At 68.4% G+C, this 14,522-nt stretch carries 11 protein-coding genes; 7 read left to right on the top strand and 4 right to left on the bottom strand.

The genetic code is table 11. The features are described from left to right. The first annotated feature begins 19 nt into the window (after positions 1 to 19). The 4 genes from F1654_RS04835 (at position 20) to F1654_RS04850 (ending at position 4,616) form a co-directional block, all read left to right on the top strand. Positions 20 to 502, top strand: a complete 483-nt coding sequence (locus tag F1654_RS04835) for a hypothetical protein (RefSeq protein ID WP_150022338.1) — start codon at positions 20 to 22, stop codon at positions 500 to 502. Next, the gene (locus F1654_RS04840) at positions 499 to 960 is read left to right on the top strand and encodes a PIN domain-containing protein (protein ID WP_150022339.1); all 462 of its coding nucleotides are present in this window, start codon (positions 499 to 501) and stop codon (positions 958 to 960) included. The genes F1654_RS04835 and F1654_RS04840 overlap by 4 nt, the downstream gene beginning before the upstream one ends. Continuing rightward, positions 960 to 3,638: a methionine synthase gene (gene metH, locus F1654_RS04845; RefSeq protein WP_150022340.1), complete on the top strand. Its 2,679-nt coding sequence runs from the start codon at positions 960 to 962 to the stop codon at positions 3,636 to 3,638. The genes F1654_RS04840 and metH overlap by 1 nt, the downstream gene beginning before the upstream one ends. 165 nt (positions 3,639 to 3,803) lie before the next feature. Further along, entirely contained in the window at positions 3,804 to 4,616 is an 813-nt protein-coding gene (locus tag F1654_RS04850; RefSeq protein WP_199200452.1) for a cobalamin B12-binding domain-containing protein, read from the top strand. 19 nt (positions 4,617 to 4,635) lie between these two features. On the opposite strand, the gene F1654_RS04855 is transcribed toward F1654_RS04850, so the two are convergent. After that, the gene (locus F1654_RS04855; protein WP_150022342.1) at positions 4,636 to 8,241 is read right to left on the bottom strand and encodes a hydantoinase B/oxoprolinase family protein; all 3,606 of its coding nucleotides are present in this window, start codon (positions 8,239 to 8,241) and stop codon (positions 4,636 to 4,638) included. A gap of 165 nt (positions 8,242 to 8,406) precedes the next feature. On the opposite strand from F1654_RS04855, the gene F1654_RS14090 reads away from it, so the two are divergent. The 3 genes from F1654_RS14090 to F1654_RS04870 all read left to right on the top strand — a co-directional run bounded on the left by F1654_RS14090 (position 8,407) and on the right by F1654_RS04870 (position 13,144). Further along, positions 8,407 to 9,117 (top strand): TerB family tellurite resistance protein, encoded by a 711-nt coding sequence (locus F1654_RS14090; RefSeq protein ID WP_150022343.1) that lies wholly within the window; start codon positions 8,407 to 8,409, stop codon positions 9,115 to 9,117. Between the two features lie 470 nt (positions 9,118 to 9,587). Next, positions 9,588 to 9,875 (top strand): hypothetical protein, encoded by a 288-nt coding sequence (locus tag F1654_RS04865; RefSeq protein WP_150022344.1) that lies wholly within the window; start codon positions 9,588 to 9,590, stop codon positions 9,873 to 9,875. Positions 9,876 to 10,546: 671 nt separating this feature from the next. Beyond that, positions 10,547 to 13,144, top strand: a complete 2,598-nt coding sequence (locus F1654_RS04870) for a ligase-associated DNA damage response DEXH box helicase (RefSeq protein WP_233205130.1) — start codon at positions 10,547 to 10,549, stop codon at positions 13,142 to 13,144. Positions 13,145 to 13,183: 39 nt separating this feature from the next. Here the strand turns inward: F1654_RS04870 and F1654_RS04875 are convergent, their stop codons facing one another. The 3 genes from F1654_RS04875 to F1654_RS04885 all read right to left on the bottom strand — a co-directional run bounded on the left by F1654_RS04875 (position 13,184) and on the right by F1654_RS04885 (position 14,500). After that, positions 13,184 to 13,582 (bottom strand): type II toxin-antitoxin system death-on-curing family toxin, encoded by a 399-nt coding sequence (locus F1654_RS04875; protein WP_233205131.1) that lies wholly within the window; start codon positions 13,580 to 13,582, stop codon positions 13,184 to 13,186. Further along, positions 13,579 to 13,806 carry an AbrB/MazE/SpoVT family DNA-binding domain-containing protein gene (locus tag F1654_RS04880; RefSeq protein ID WP_150022346.1) on the bottom strand — a complete coding sequence of 76 codons (228 nt, stop codon included), beginning with the start codon at positions 13,804 to 13,806 and terminating at the stop codon, positions 13,579 to 13,581. Before F1654_RS04880 ends, F1654_RS04875 begins: the two co-directional genes overlap by 4 nt. A 70-nt stretch (positions 13,807 to 13,876) precedes the next feature. Continuing rightward, on the bottom strand, positions 13,877 to 14,500 hold the full coding sequence (locus tag F1654_RS04885; RefSeq protein ID WP_150022347.1) for a glutathione S-transferase family protein: 624 nt from the start codon (positions 14,498 to 14,500) through the stop codon (positions 13,877 to 13,879). Between the last annotated feature and the right edge of the window lie 22 nt (positions 14,501 to 14,522).

Raw genomic sequence — 14,522 nt, forward strand, 5'->3', positions numbered from 1 at the left:
CATCCAGAAGGAGGACGTCATGAACATGCACAGCACACCCCATGCATCCGCCCAGGTCAAAGTGGCGGACTGGTCGCTATGGCTCAAGCACATCTCCGGAGACCCGGCCCTGACCAAACGGCTCGCAAGCCTCAAGGCAGGTGAAACCGTCACGCTCACCGTAGGGGGGCATAAGGGGGTATGGGAGAAGAAGGCGGACGGTAAGGACGGACGCCCCACCGGGGGCCTCAAACCCCTTGATGACGACACGCGCAAGGCCTGGTTCGGCCTCTACAAGACCCGCCGCGGCGCGCTGGTGGACATCGCCCTGGCGCCTTCCGAAGGCAGCCCGGCCCGCCGCAGCGCAAGGCCCCAGGCCCGCGCAGATGTCTTGGAAGCCGCCTCGCCCGCCGATAAGGAAGCCGCTTGGGCCGCTTTCACCGCCCTTCGTCAGGCAGGCTGGCGGTTTGACTCCCGGCCCTCCGGGCGCGACGCGCTGCACGAGCGGGGGCCGCGCGGATGATCACGCTGGACACCAATCTCTATCTCTACTCCGTGGACGAGGCCGAGCCGGTAAAGGGCGCCATCTGCGCCGAACTCGTCAACCGCGCCCAGAGCGCGGGCGCGCCCATCGCCCTGCAGGTGTGCGGCGAGTTCTATGTCAACGCCGTGCGCCATAGCGGGCGCACGCCCTGGGAAGCGGCCCAGGCTGCGCGCAACCTGCTCAGCTCTCATTCCAGCTTCCGCGCCAGCCGCACTGCGGTGGAGCGGGCGTTGGCCGAGGCCGCCGCTGGGCGGTTCGGCTATTGGGATGCGCTCCTGCTCGCCTCTGCCGGCGAAGCGGGATGCGAAGCCCTGCTCACTGAGGACATGGCCGATGGCGCCCGGCTGGGCGGGGTTGAGGTTATCCATGTGTTTGATGACGGAAAGCTCTCGTCCCGCGCCGAAGCCGCGCTCACCCAACTGGAGTCCCGCGCCTGATGACTGACGCCTCCCCCTCCCGCGCTGTGTTCGTCAATGTGGGCGAGCGCACCAACGTCACTGGCTCGGCGAAGTTCCGCAAGCTGATCCAGAATGGCGACTATCCGGCTGCGCTGGAGGTGGCGCGCCAGCAGGTGGAGAACGGCGCGCAGATCATCGATGTGAACATGGATGAGGGCCTGCTCGATTCAAAGCAGGCCATGGTCACCTTCCTCAATCTCATCGCCGCCGAGCCCGATATCGCGCGCGTGCCGATCATGATCGACAGCTCCAAATGGGAGGTGATCGAGGCGGGCCTGAAATGCGTGCAGGGCAAGGCCATCGTCAATTCCATCAGCCTGAAAGAGGGCGAGGACCAATTCCTGGAGCAGGCGCGCGCCTGCCTGGCCTATGGCGCGGCCGTGGTGGTGATGGCCTTTGACGAAAGCGGCCAGGCCGAGACCGCAGACCACAAATTCGACATCTGCAAGCGCGCCTATGACCTCCTGGTGGACACGGTCGGATTCGATCCCAATGATATTATTTTCGATCCGAACATTTTCGCCGTCGCCACCGGCATTGAGGAGCATAATGACTACGCCATCGCCTTCATCGACGCGGCGCGGCGCATAAGGCAAGAACTGCCCGGCGCCCATGTGTCGGGGGGCGTGTCCAATATCTCCTTCAGCTTCCGCGGCAATGAGCCGGTGCGCCGGGCCATGCACTCGGTCTTCCTCTATCACGCCATCAAGGCGGGGGTGGATATGGGCATCGTCAACGCCGGCCAGCTGGACATCTATGACGAGATCGACCCCGAGCTGCGCGAGCTGACCGAGGACGTGATCCTCAACCGCCGCGACGATTCCACCGAGCGCCTGCTGCAGGCCGCCGACCGGTTCAAGGGCGATGGTACGGTTGCGAAGAAAGAGGACGCCGAGTGGCGCACGCGCCCCGTGGCCGAGCGGCTGAAACATGCGCTCGTCAAGGGCATTGACGAGTTCGTGGTGGAGGACACCGAAGAAGCCCGCCAGGCGTTCGACCGCCCGCTGCACGTCATCGAAGGCCCGCTGATGGACGGGATGAACGTGGTCGGCGATCTGTTCGGCGAGGGCAAGATGTTCCTGCCCCAGGTGGTCAAGTCGGCGCGGGTGATGAAAAAAGCCGTGGCCCATCTCATCCCCTTCATGGAGGCCGAGCGCGAGGCCAGCGGCGCGGCCAAGGAGTCCGCCGGACGCGTGGTCATGGCCACGGTGAAGGGCGATGTCCACGATATCGGCAAGAATATCGTGGGCGTGGTGCTGCAGTGTAACGGCTATGACGTGATCGATCTGGGCGTGATGGTTCCGGCGGAGAAAATCCTGGAGACCGCGCGCAAGGAAAACGCCCATATTATCGGCCTGTCCGGCCTGATCACGCCCTCGCTCGACGAGATGGTGCATGTGGCCGCCGAGATGGAGCGCCAGGGTTTTGAGCTGCCCCTGCTGATCGGGGGCGCCACCACCAGCCCGGCCCACACCGCGGTGAAGATCGAGCCGGCCTTCAAGCGCGCGCCCGTGGTCCATGTCCATGACGCCAGCCGGGCTGTCGGCGTGGTCTCGCGCCTGCTCTCGGCTGACCAGCGCGGGCCCTATTGGGAGGAAATCCGCGCCGGCCACGAGAAGACCCGCATCACCCGCGCGCGCACCCAGGCCAGCCGCGACCGGGTCAGGCTGGCCGAAGCGCGCGCCAATGCATTTGATGTGGATGCGAAGGATTATGCGCCGCCCGCGCCGCGCAAGCCCGGGCTGACCACCATCGAGGATGTGCGCCTGGCCGATCTGGCCCCCTATATCGACTGGACGCCCTTCTTCATGGCCTGGGACATCAAGGGCGTGTATCCGAAAATCCTGGACGATCCGCGCCGGGGCGAGGCGGCCCGCGCCCTGTTCGACGACGCCCAGGCCATGCTCAAGCAGATGATCGCCGAGGACTGGCTGAAACCGCGCGGCGTGGCAGGCCTGTGGCCGGCCCGGCGCGAGGGCGATGACGTGATCGTCTTCGCCGATGAGGCGCGCAAGACCGAGGCCGGGCGCTTCTTCGGCCTGCGCCAGCAATTGCGCAAGGATTCAGGCAAGCCCCATTACGCCATCAGCGATTTCATCAGCGCCTCGCGGCCTGACTGGATCGGCGGGTTCGCGGTGACGGCTGGCGAGGCTGAAGCCGGGATCGCCGAGCGCTTCCGCAAGGCCAATGACGATTATTCGGAGATCCTGTTCAAGGCGCTGGCCGACCGTTTCGCCGAGGCGTTTGCCGAATATCTCCACGCGCGCGTGCGCCGGGAGATCTGGGGCTACGCCCCGGACGAGGCGCTGGACAATGCCGAGCTGATCGCCGAGGCCTATCAGGGCATCCGCCCGGCGCCGGGCTATCCCGCCCAGCCCGACCACACCGAAAAAGACCTGCTCTTCCGCCTGCTGGACGCGCCCGGGCGCACCGGCATCACCCTGACCGAAAGCCGGGCCATGAACCCGGCGTCTTCGGTTTCGGGGCTTTATCTGGCCCATCCCGACAGCGTCTATTTCGCCGTTGGACGCATCGCGCGCGACCAGGTGGAGGACTATGCCCGGCGTAAGGGCTGGAGCCTGGAGGAGGCCGAAACCGCCCTCTCCCCGATCCTGGGCTATGACCCGGACGCGCCCGCCGCCGCGGCGGCGGAATAGGCGCGCCCTTCCCCCCTCATCACCCATCACGTCACAGACTTGACGCCGGGCCTTTCCTGAAGCGCTCCGCGGCATAGTTGTTCTGATCACGGCGCGGCTTCGTTCCAGAGCCGTGGCGGAACAATAATGACAGGAGGAAGGCTCCGCCTGGCGGAGCGGCGTGGAATGGCAGACGACGAACTTACCTTCGATCCCGAGACCTATAAGAAAGCTGTTTCGCTCTATAAAACAAAGTCTGACCGGTTGGCCCACACGGCCATCCGGGCGCTGGTGGACGAGACATTATTGCGCCTGTCCGAACGGGCCCGGGACACCCGCCTGGCCCGGTCGTCTGATATTCGCCCCGAGCTCCTGGACCAGTTCTGCGTCCTGATCACGCAAGACGAGCCTGATGCGCTGCTCGCCTTCATCGGCGGCCAAAGACGGGCCGGCCTGACGCGTAGCGGCGTGTATCAGGGATATATCGCCGCGGCGGCGCAATGGCTGGGGCGGCAATGGCAGGAAGACACGCTCTCCAGCCTGCAGGTGGCCAAGGCCAGCGGTCATCTTTACGCCCTGATGCGCGCCCTGCGCGCTGAACGGCCTGTCCATCCCGTCAGCGCGCGCAGGTCCGCGTTCTTTGCAACCGTTCCCGGTGAAGACCACGCGGTGGGGGTGACCCTGGCGGCCGAGATTTTCCGCGAGGCGGGATGGAGCATTGATCTGCTCACCGGCGCCGGACACCAGGCGATCCTGGACCGCATCACCCGCACCCGGCCCTATCTGATCGGACTGTCGCTCAGCTCGGACAGGTCCTTGGCCGCGCTGGTCAGGCTTGTGGTGTCCATACGCCTTGTCTCGCCACAGGCGGTGATCGGGGCCGCCCCGCCCCTGACCCTTGAGGACCGCAGCCTTATGGAAATGGCCGATATTGATCTGGTGTTCCGCGACGCCCGCACGGCGCTGAGCGATCTCGAAGCCCTCGCCGCGCAGGGCTGAGCCCCGCCGGGGGCCGCCCTCAACCGGCCTCGCCCCAGCCGCCCCCGCCCGGGGTTTCGATCTCCAGAACATCGCCCGGCTGCACCTCCACGCGGAACAGGGCGGGCAGGTCCTCAACGCGGCCGTCTGAGCGGATCACGCGCTGGGCGCCGGGCTGGCCGTGCGCCCCGCCCTTGATCCCCGGCGGCGCCACGGTGCGCCGTCCCGACAGGAGCGAGGCTTCCATGGGTTCCAGGAAGGCGATGCGGCGCACCGTCCCGTCGCCGCCGCGCCAGCGCCCGGCCCCGCCCGAACCGGTGCGCAGGCGGTGGGCCAGGATGCGCACCGGATAGCGCAGTTCCAGCACTTCAGCGTCGGTCAGGCGCGAATTGGTCATGTGGGTGTGCACGCCGCAGGCGCCGTCAAACCCGCGCCCATCGGCCAGCACGCCGGCGCCCGCCCCGCCGCAGATGGTCTCGTAATACTGGCGGCGCGCATCGCCGAAGGTGAGATTGTTCATCGTGCCCTGGCTGGGCGCCAGCCGGCCCGTGGCCGCAAACAGCGCATCCACGATCAGCTGGCTGGTCTCCACATTGCCCGCCACCACCGCCGCGGGCGGGCGCGGCGCGATCAGGCTGGCCTCGGGGATGATTAGCCGGATGGGTTTCAGACAGCCTTCATTGAGCGGGATGGAATCCTCCACCAGGCAGCGCAGCACATAGAGCACCGCCGCACGCGCCACCGCGCCGGGGGCGTTGAAATTATCGCTGAGCTGCGCGCTGGTCCCGGTGAAATCAATTTCGGCTTCGCGCGCGGCGCGGTCCACCCGTATGGCGACGCGGATCACCCCGCCGCCATCCATGGCCATCTCAGCCTCGCCATCCTCCAGCGCGCCGATCACCCGGCGCACGGCGCGTTCGGCATTGTCCTGCACATGGCCCATATAGGCGCGCACGGTCGTAAGCCCCTCGCGCGCCGTCATCTCCATCAGCGCCCGTCCGCCCGCCGCGCAGGCCGCCAGCTGGGCCTTCAGGTCGGCGATATTCTGATCGGGATTGCGCGCCGGATACGGCCCGGCCTCCAGCGCCGCGCGGACGGCGCCGGCCTCGAAGCGGCCATCCTTCAATAGCCGCACCGCATCCAGCACCACGCCCTCTTCCTCGATGCGGGTGGAAAACGGCGGCATGGAGCCCGGCGCGATGCCGCCCACATCGGCGTGATGGCCGCGTGCGGCCACGAAGAACAATCGCTCGCCATCGGGCGCGCACACGGGCTGGATCACGGTGATGTCGGGCAGATGCGTGCCGCCATTCCACGGCGCGTTCAGCGCCACCGCATCGCGCGGACCCAGATCGGGATGGGCGTCCAGCGCCGCGCGCACGCTGGCCGACATGGAGCCCAGATGCACCGGCATGTGCGGGGCGTTGGCCACCAGCCCGCCGTCCGCGTCGAACACCGCGCAGGAAAAATCCAGCCGCTCCTTGATATTGACCGAATGGGCCGTGCGCTCGAGCACCGCGCCCATCTGCTCGGCCACGCCCATGAAGCGCCGGTTGAACAGCTCCAGCGTCACCGGATCGGGGGCTGAGTGATCTGACGCGTGCGCGGACGCCGCTGCGCTGGCGGCGCTGTCGCGGGTCAGGATCAGCATGCCGTCCGGGCTGCGACGGGCGCGCCAGCCGGGCTCCAGCACGATGGTCTGGTGATCATCGGCGATCAGGGCCGGGCCCTCGATGTCCGGCCCCGGGGCGATACCGGCCAGGCGATAGACCGGCGCATCGCGCCAGCCGCCCCCGGCGTAGATCTGCGCCTGCGCCGCCGCTTGAGGCGGGGCGTCGCCGGCGGGCAAGGGCGCAGGTTTCAGCCCCGCGCCCGGCGGATCGCCCTCTGCGCTGGCCGCAGCCGATTCCAGCACCAGGGCGGCGTCTGCATCCGGCGCAAAGCCGAACAGGCGCTCATGGGCGGCGGCGAATTCGGCGCGCATGGCCTCCAGCGCGCCATCGCCGACGCTGATGGCGGTGTCGGAGCCCGCCGCGCGCACGCGCCACTCCCTTCGGATGCGAATATTCTGAGCGCCCTGCCCGGCGGCGCTGCCGCGCGCCTCATCGGCCAGCTGCGTCAGAACAGGCCCGGCCTCGCGCAAGCCGTCCGCATCCAGCGCCCGCTCCAGCCCCGCCTCGCGCACCGCGCGCACGGGCGCCAGGCCAATGCCATAGGCCGACAACAGCCCCGCCTGGGGGTGGATCAGCACGGTGGTGATCCCCAGCGCCCCGGCCACGCGGCAGGCATGCTGGCCGCCCGCGCCCCCGAAGGCGTTGAGCGCATAGCCGCGTGGATCAACGCCCTCGGCCGTTGTAATCTGGCGTATCGCGCCGGCCATGGCCTCCACCGCCACCGCCAGAAAGCCCTCGGCGGCCGCTTCGGGTCCGGGCAGATCCATGGCTTGAGCCAGCTCTGACAGCGCCTTGCGCGCCGCCTCCACATCAAGCGGCTGGTCCTGACCGGCGCCGAAGACGCGCGGGAAGAAACCGGGCTGCAGCCGGCCCAGCACCACATTGGCGTCGGTCAGCGCCGCCGGTCCGCCCCGCCCGTAGGAGGCAGGCCCCGGATCAGCGCCTGCGCTATGGGGCCCGGCCAGCGCCCGTTCGCCGTCAAAGCTCAGGATCGAACCGCCGCCCGCCGCCACGGTATGGACCGCCAGCATGGGCGCGCGCAGTACGCGTCCATCCAGCCTGTGCATGTCGGCGCGGGCATAATCGCCGCCATCATGGCGCGACACGTCGGTGGAGGTGCCGCCCATGTCAAACCCGATCACCCGCTCGAACCCGGCGGCCCGCGCCGTCAGCGCCATGCCCACCACCCCGCCCGCCGGACCGGACAGGACGGCATTGCGGGCGGCAAATTGCTTTGCATCCGAAAGTCCGCCTCCGGACTGCATGAAATACAGCGGCGCGCCGTCCAGCCCACGCGCCACGCGGGCCACATAATCCTGCAAAACGGGCTGGAGATAGGCGTCGATCACGGCGGTGGAGGCGCGCGGCACGAAGCGGATTAGCGGGCTGGCCGCGCTGGACAGGGTCACATGCGCGAAACCGGCTTCGCGCGCCAGCGCCTCGATGCGCCGCTCCTGGGCATCATTCGCATACGAATTGATCAGCGCCGCCGCCACGGACTGGAAACCTTCCGCCCGCGCTGCAGCCAGCGCCGCGCGCACCGCATCCTCGTCCAGCGGATCGGCCACCGCGCCTTCCGGGGTCATGCGCCCGGCTACGCCCACGGTCCGCGCCGCCAGCGGGGCGGGGCGGTCAATGCGCAGGGCGAAAATATCGGGCCGGCTCTGATCGCCGATGATCAGCGCGTCCTCAAACCCTTGGGTGACCAGAAACAGCGTGCGCGCGCCCTTCAGCTCCAGCAGCGCATTGGTGGCCACGGTGGTGCCCATTTTCACCGCCGCCACGGCGCCGTCCGGGAGGGGCGCATCAGGGGCCAGGCCCAGCGCCCGGCGCACGCCGGCGCTGGCCGCATCGTCATAGGCCGGCGACTGGGACAGCAGCTTGAACGCTTCCAGCCGGCCGTCGCCATGGCGCGCCAGGATGTCGGTGAAGGTCCCGCCCCGGTCGATCCAGATTTCCAGCCCTTGGGTCATCGCGGCCGCCGGCGCTCCTGCCTGAATTGCAAAGGGTTATGCAGCACAGCCCGCCCGCCCCTGCAAGGCCGGGCGCCGGGGCGGGTTGACGCCCCGCGGCGCGCCGGTCAATCAGAACGCTCAGGCCGCGCCCGTCCGGCGCGCCTTGCGGAGCCCTGACCGGCGATGAATTTCTGGCGCAAGCTGGCCGCCCTTCTGACCGGATCGCCCGATCCGTTCGCGTGTGCGGAGGAGGACTGCCCGCCCGGACGGCGGGTGGACGACGCCGAATTCGCCATGGCGCTGATCGGGCTGGGCGCCAAGATGGCCAAGGCCGATGGCGAGGTGAGCGCCGAGGAGACCGCCGCCTTCGCCCAGGTCTTCCGCGCCCCGCCCGGCTTCGAGGCGCCGCTGGCGCGCGCCTATAATCTGGCCAAACAGACCACGCTGGGCTTTGAGGGCTATGCCCGGCGCCTGGCCCGGCGCATGCGCCATCACCCGGCGGTGCTGGAAGACGTGCTCGACGGCCTGTTCCATATCGCCAAGGCCGATGGCCGGGTGACCCCCGATGAAGAGGCGTATCTGGCCACAGTGGCGGAGATTTTCGGCTTCGGCGCCCAGGATTTCGAGCGCATCAAATACGCCCATATCGCCCCGCCCGAAAACGATCCTTACGTGATCCTGGGCGTCAGCCGCTCGGCCAGCGACGCCGAGATCAAATCGGCCTACCGCGCCATCGCCGCGCGCAATCATCCCGACCGCCTGATCGCGCGCGGCGCGCCCGCCGAGCTGCAACGCATCGCCGACGAGAAAATGGCCGTGATCAACGCCGCCTATGACGCCGTCATGCAGGCCCGCGGCCTGCGCCCCCGCCGCCTTGAATCCCAGCCGGCCTGAGCGGCGGTTCAGGCAGGCGCAAGGATTTGACGCGCAGCTTCCCCGCAAGCAGGGAAGGACAGAGGAGCCGCGCTTTCGATCAAGTCCCCTCCGCCCTCGCGTTTCCCCGGCGCAAGCCGGGGTCCAGGGGCGCCGGCGGTTCTGGATCCCGTCTTTCGACGGGAAAACGCCAAGGGGGGATTGCTGCAGAGAAAAACTTCAGACCCGCGCGCCCACCCCTCACCCTACCCTCTCCCCCATGGACATGGGGGAGAGGATAAAGGTGAGGGGGCGCGGCAGATCACCAGAACTCAAACTTCTCCCCCATGCGTTTCGCCGAAAACGCTTGAGGCAAGGATGGAGACACGCTCCCCCTGCAGCCTTTCTTGCGCCTTTGTAAGGCGCCAGCCATTGACGAAGGGGTCATAAAGCCCAACCTTGTGTGTGTTCGCACGCGCATCATGCGTCCTCTCAAGCGCAGGAGCCCGCCCATGACCCATACCGGCGCCTTGAACTCTCAGGGCCTCATGACCGCCCTGCGCGCCGTCGCGGCGGCGCTGCTGGCCGGCGCGGTGATCGCTCTGGCGGTGATTCTGGCCGCCTTCGTCACCATGGCCGCCCTGATCGTGGCGGCGGTGTCGCTGGCCGGCGCGGGCGCCTGGTGGCTCTACGCCAAGGTGCGCGGGCGCACCCGTCCGCGCAAGGACCCGCGCATCCTGGAAGCCCATCGCGGCCCCCATGGCTGGACCGTGGACGGCGACACCACCGACCGCCGCTAGGCGCCTTCCCAGGCCCCGTCTCTCAACTCTCCCAAACCTCTCCATCCGCGTTTCCCCGGCGCAAGCCGGGGCCCAGGAGAGCCGTATGTCTGGATCCCGTCTTTCGACGGGAAAACGCATGGGGGAAGATGGAGGGGAAAATCATCTGACGCAGGCGCCGCACCCCTCACCCTACCCTCTCCCCTCAAAGAGGGGAGAGGAGGCTTCGACGCCGAGTTCTATTCGGAAAATGCTAAGCGCCAAGCCCACAGGATGAAGCGCGGCGTCAAAGCCCCCTCTCCCCCATGACCATGGGGGAGAGGTAAGGTGAGGGGGCGCAGGCGATCACCTCGCCCAAGCCTCTCACCCTGCGTTTCCCCGGCGAAAGCCGGGGCCCAGGAGAACCGTTGGTCTGGATCCCGGCTTGCGCCGGGAAAACGCGGGGTGGGAGATGGAGCGGAAAATCGTCTTATGCTGGCGCGCCGCACCCCTCACCTTCCGTTCGGCCGATCGTCTGATCCCCCGGACCAGACTTGGCGGCCTCACCCCCTCAAAGAGGGGAGAGGATAAAGGTGAGGGGGCGCAGGCGATCACCAGAACGCCACCCCCACACCCTGCGTTTCCCCAACGCAAGCCGGGAAAACGCATGAGGGGATGCAGCAAAGCGCCGCCCATGCGCTATGTCTCATGCCATGAACGCCCTGCCCGCACGGTTTCAGGCCTGGTTCGAAGCGCGCGGCTGGGCGCCGCGGAGCCACCAGCTGGCCATGCTGGAGGCGGCGGAGGCGGGTGAGGACGCCCTGCTCATCGCGCCCACGGGCGCGGGCAAGACGCTGGGCGGGTTTCTGCCGAGCCTGACAGATCTGGCCCGGCGCACCGACGGCGCAGGCGCCGACCGGCCGCACCGGCTGCACACCCTTTATGTCTCGCCCCTGAAGGCGCTGTCCTATGATGTGGCGCGCAATCTCTCCACGCCGGTTTCGGAGATGGGGCTGGATCTGCGCATCGAGACGCGCACCGGCGACACGCCGCAATCGCGCCGCGCGCGCCAGCGGGCATCGCCGCCCGACATCCTTCTGACCACGCCCGAACAGCTCGCCCTGTTCTGCGCCCAGGATAATGGCGCGGCCTTCTTCGCCGATCTGCGGCGGATCATTATCGACGAGGTGCATGCGCTGGCCGCAGGCAAGCGCGGCGATCTGCTGGCGCTGGGCCTGGCGGCGCTGGCGCGCTACGCCCCGGCGGCCAGCCGCGCCGGGCTGTCGGCCACGGTGATGGACGAGGCCGGTCATGCGCGCTGGCTCGCCCGGCAGAGCCCGGGAGAAACCCGTCAGGCCCGCATCATCCACGGCGCGCCCGGCGCGGCGCCGGTGGTCGACATCCTCACCCCGGATGCCGCGCGCATTCCCTGGGCGGGCCATTCGGGCCGTCACGCCATCGCGGCGGTGTATGAGATGATCGCGCACGCGCGCCTCACCCTGGTGTTCGTCAACACCCGCTCCCAGGCCGAGTTCGTGTTCCAGATGCTGTGGGCGGCCAATGAGGACGGACTGCCCATCGCGCTTCATCACGGCTCGCTCTCGCCCGAACAGCGCCGCAAGGTGGAAAGCGCCATGGCCGCCGGGACCTTGCGCGCGGTGGTATGCACCTCCACCCTGGATCTGGGCATTGACTGGGGCGATGTGGATCTGGTGGTCCAGATGGGCGCGCCCAAGGGCGCCGCGCGCCTGATGCAGCGCCTGGGCCGGGCCAATCACCGGCTCGACGCGCCCTCGCGCGCCGTGCTGGTCCCGTCCAACCGGTTTGAGCATCTCGAATGCGCCTGCGCGCGCGAGGCGGTCCATGCCGGGGCGCTGGACGGCGAGCCCTTGCGCGAGGGCGCGCTGGACGTGCTCGCCCAGCACATCATGGGCCGGGCCTGCGGCGATCCCTTCTCGGCTGATGATCTCTATGGCGAAGTCACCGCCGCGGCGCCCTATGCGGACCTGCCGCGCGAAACCTTTGACCGGGTGCTGGAATTCGCCGCCACGGGCGGCTATGCGCTGGGCTCCTATGACCGCTTCCGGCGCATGGTGCAGGGGCGCGACGGGCTGTGGCGGGTGCGCAATCGCGACGCGGCCCAGCGCCACAGGCTCAATATCGGCGTGATCATCGAAAGCCCCATGCTGGACGTGCGCTTCGCGGCCCGGCGCAAGGGTCAGGCGGAGACGCCCCAGCCCCAGCCCGCCAGCCTCAGCACGCGCGCTGCGCCCGCCCGCCTCACCGCCCCGCCCTCCTATGCCGCCGGCGCGCCGCTGCCGTCCGCCCCGGGCGCCGCGCGCAAGCCCACGCTGCGCGGCGCGGGCGCGAGGCTGGGCCAGGTGGAGGAATGGTTCGCCGACCAGCTCACCCCCGGCGACACGTTTTTGTTCGCCGGTCAGATGCTGCGCTTTGAAGGGGTCAGCGGGACCGAATGCCTGGTCAGCCGGGCCGGCGGCGAGGACCCGAAAATCCCCAGCTGGCAGGGCGGCAAATTTCCCTACACCACCTTTCTGGCCGAGCGCGTGCGTGAACTGGTCCACACCCCATCGGCCTGGGACGGCCTGCCTGAACAGGTGCGCGACTGGCTCGCGCTTCAGAAAGAGCGCTCGCGCCTGCCCGAGCCGGACCGGCTGCTGGTGGAGACCTTCCCGCGCGGGGGCAAATTCTATCTGGTGTGCTATCCGTTCGAGGGGCGCCTGGCCCACCAGACCCTGGGCATGCTGCTGACCCGCCGGCTCGAACGCGCGCGCCTGCGCCCGCTGGGCTTTGTGGCCAATGAGTACGCGCTGGCGGTGTGGGGCCTCAAGGACATGGCTGACGCCGATATGGCGGCGCTGTTCAGCGAAGACATGCTGGGCGATGATCTCGACGCCTGGCTGGCCGAGAGCGCGCTGATGCAGCGCACGTTCCGCAATTGCGCCCTCATCTCCGGCCTGATCGAGCGGCGCTTTCCCGGCCAGGAGAAGACCGGGCGCCAGGTCACCTTCTCGTCCGACCTCATCTATAACGTGCTGCGCGAGCATGAGCCCGGCCATATCCTGCTCGAAGCCGCCTGGCGCGACGCGGCTTCCGGGCTCCTGGACATCCGGCGGCTGTCTGACCGGCTGGCGAAAGTCGCCGGGCGGATCGATCACGCCGCGCTCGCCAAAATCTCCCCCTTCGCCGTGCCGGTCATGCTCGAGGTCGGGCGCGAGGCGGTGTTCGGCGAAGCCAGCGAATCCATCCTGGAAGACGCCAGCGCCCAGCTGGCCGGCGAGGCGATGGGGTGAAAATCGCCATGAAGGGCGCGATGACGGGCAAAGGCGGCCTCAAACCAGGCGGTCGCGAAACCAGCTGGCCAGTTCGTCTTGCGTCACCTGCCCGCCCGCCAGCCCTTCCATGAGGCGAACCGCGTCAGCGGGCTCGAAGCGCAGGCGAAATCCGTTATCGGCCAGAAACAGGCGCGCCGCGATCCAGGCAATGCGCTTGTTGCCGTCCACAAATCCATGATTTTTGACCAGGCCATAGGCATAGGCAGCCGCCAGCGCCGCCGCGTCCGCGCTGGCGTATCCGGCCAGATTGACCGGCCGGGCCAGCGCGTTGTCGATCCCGCCCGCATCACGCACCCCTTGCGCGCCGCCATGTTCGGCCAGCTGCCGGTCATGAAGGGCGTAGATCACCGCCGCGCTGATCCAGCGCCAGTCCCTGCCCGGCGCCGGACCTGTCACTTGGCCAGCGCGCGCAGCACCTCGCGGTCATCATGCATGATGTCTTCCGCCAGCGATATTTGCCGCTCAAAATCGGGATCATAAGGCGTCAGGCGATAGCCGCCGTCCGCCGCCTCGGTCAGGTAAAGCGTATCGCCTTTGCGGACCTTGAGATGGGCCATGACCTCCTTGGTCAGGATCACGCCCGAAGAGGAGCCCACGCTGGTGATCTTGAGCTTTTGCATGCCGGTCTCCGCCTATATAACAATTGTTATATAGCAGACTCTGGCGGGCGTCACAATGCGTGAGGGGCGGTCAGTCCTTCGCCGTGATCTGGCGCATGGCCTGGTGGGCCGGGCGGGCGCGGATGCGCTCCAGCCAGTCTTTCACCGGCGAATCTTCAGAAATCGCGCCGGCCTGGTCGGCGGCTTCCAGCTGGAAGCCCATCAGGCAGTCGGCGGCGCTGAACGTCTCGCCCGCAAACCAGGCATGGGCGGCCAGATGCGCGTCCACATGGGCGAGAATCTTGGCGCGTTCAGCGGCCATATACTGGCCCAGCGGGCTGTCCATCAGACCGGACGGGCGCAGATAGGCGTTCATCAGGAAGGGCAGGAAGACCGCGCCCTCGCTGGCGTGCATCCATTCCAGATAGACCGGCCAGGCGGGACTTTGCGGGACCGGCCGAAGCCGGTTGGCGATGTCGAACCGGTCCAGAAGATACTGGGCGATGGCCCCGGTCTCGGCCAGCGCGCGGCCATCGTCCAGCACCAGCAGCGGCGCCTTGCCCAGCGGGTGGATGTCCGCCAGGGCGGCCGGCGCCAGACGGGTCGCGGCGTCGCGCTTGTGCACCACCAGCTCATAGGGCGCGCCCAGCTCTTCCAGCAGCCAGATAATGCGCTCCGAGCGCGACTGGCCGAGATGGTGAAGGGTAAGGGTCATGGGCGGCCTCTCGTCTGAAAGC

This window comes from Alkalicaulis satelles (genome assembly GCF_008630495.1).
Lineage (GTDB): Bacteria > Pseudomonadota > Alphaproteobacteria > Caulobacterales > Maricaulaceae > Oceanicaulis > Oceanicaulis satelles.

What these genes read in the sequence shown, in the direction of transcription:
- F1654_RS04835 (WP_150022338.1), top strand. Translation starts at nt 20, where the DNA reads ATGAACATGCACAGCACACCCCATGCATCCGCCCAGGTCAAAGTGGCG.
- F1654_RS04840 (WP_150022339.1), top strand. Translation starts at nt 499, where the DNA reads ATGATCACGCTGGACACCAATCTCTATCTCTACTCCGTGGACGAGGCC.
- metH (WP_150022340.1), top strand. Translation starts at nt 960, where the DNA reads ATGACTGACGCCTCCCCCTCCCGCGCTGTGTTCGTCAATGTGGGCGAG.
- F1654_RS04850 (WP_199200452.1), top strand. Translation starts at nt 3,804, where the DNA reads ATGGCAGACGACGAACTTACCTTCGATCCCGAGACCTATAAGAAAGCT.
- F1654_RS04855 (WP_150022342.1), bottom strand. Translation starts at nt 8,241, where the DNA reads ATGACCCAAGGGCTGGAAATCTGGATCGACCGGGGCGGGACCTTCACC.
- F1654_RS14090 (WP_150022343.1), top strand. Translation starts at nt 8,407, where the DNA reads ATGAATTTCTGGCGCAAGCTGGCCGCCCTTCTGACCGGATCGCCCGAT.
- F1654_RS04865 (WP_150022344.1), top strand. Translation starts at nt 9,588, where the DNA reads ATGACCCATACCGGCGCCTTGAACTCTCAGGGCCTCATGACCGCCCTG.
- F1654_RS04870 (WP_233205130.1), top strand. Translation starts at nt 10,547, where the DNA reads ATGAACGCCCTGCCCGCACGGTTTCAGGCCTGGTTCGAAGCGCGCGGC.
- F1654_RS04880 (WP_150022346.1), bottom strand. Translation starts at nt 13,806, where the DNA reads ATGCAAAAGCTCAAGATCACCAGCGTGGGCTCCTCTTCGGGCGTGATC.
- F1654_RS04885 (WP_150022347.1), bottom strand. Translation starts at nt 14,500, where the DNA reads ATGACCCTTACCCTTCACCATCTCGGCCAGTCGCGCTCGGAGCGCATT.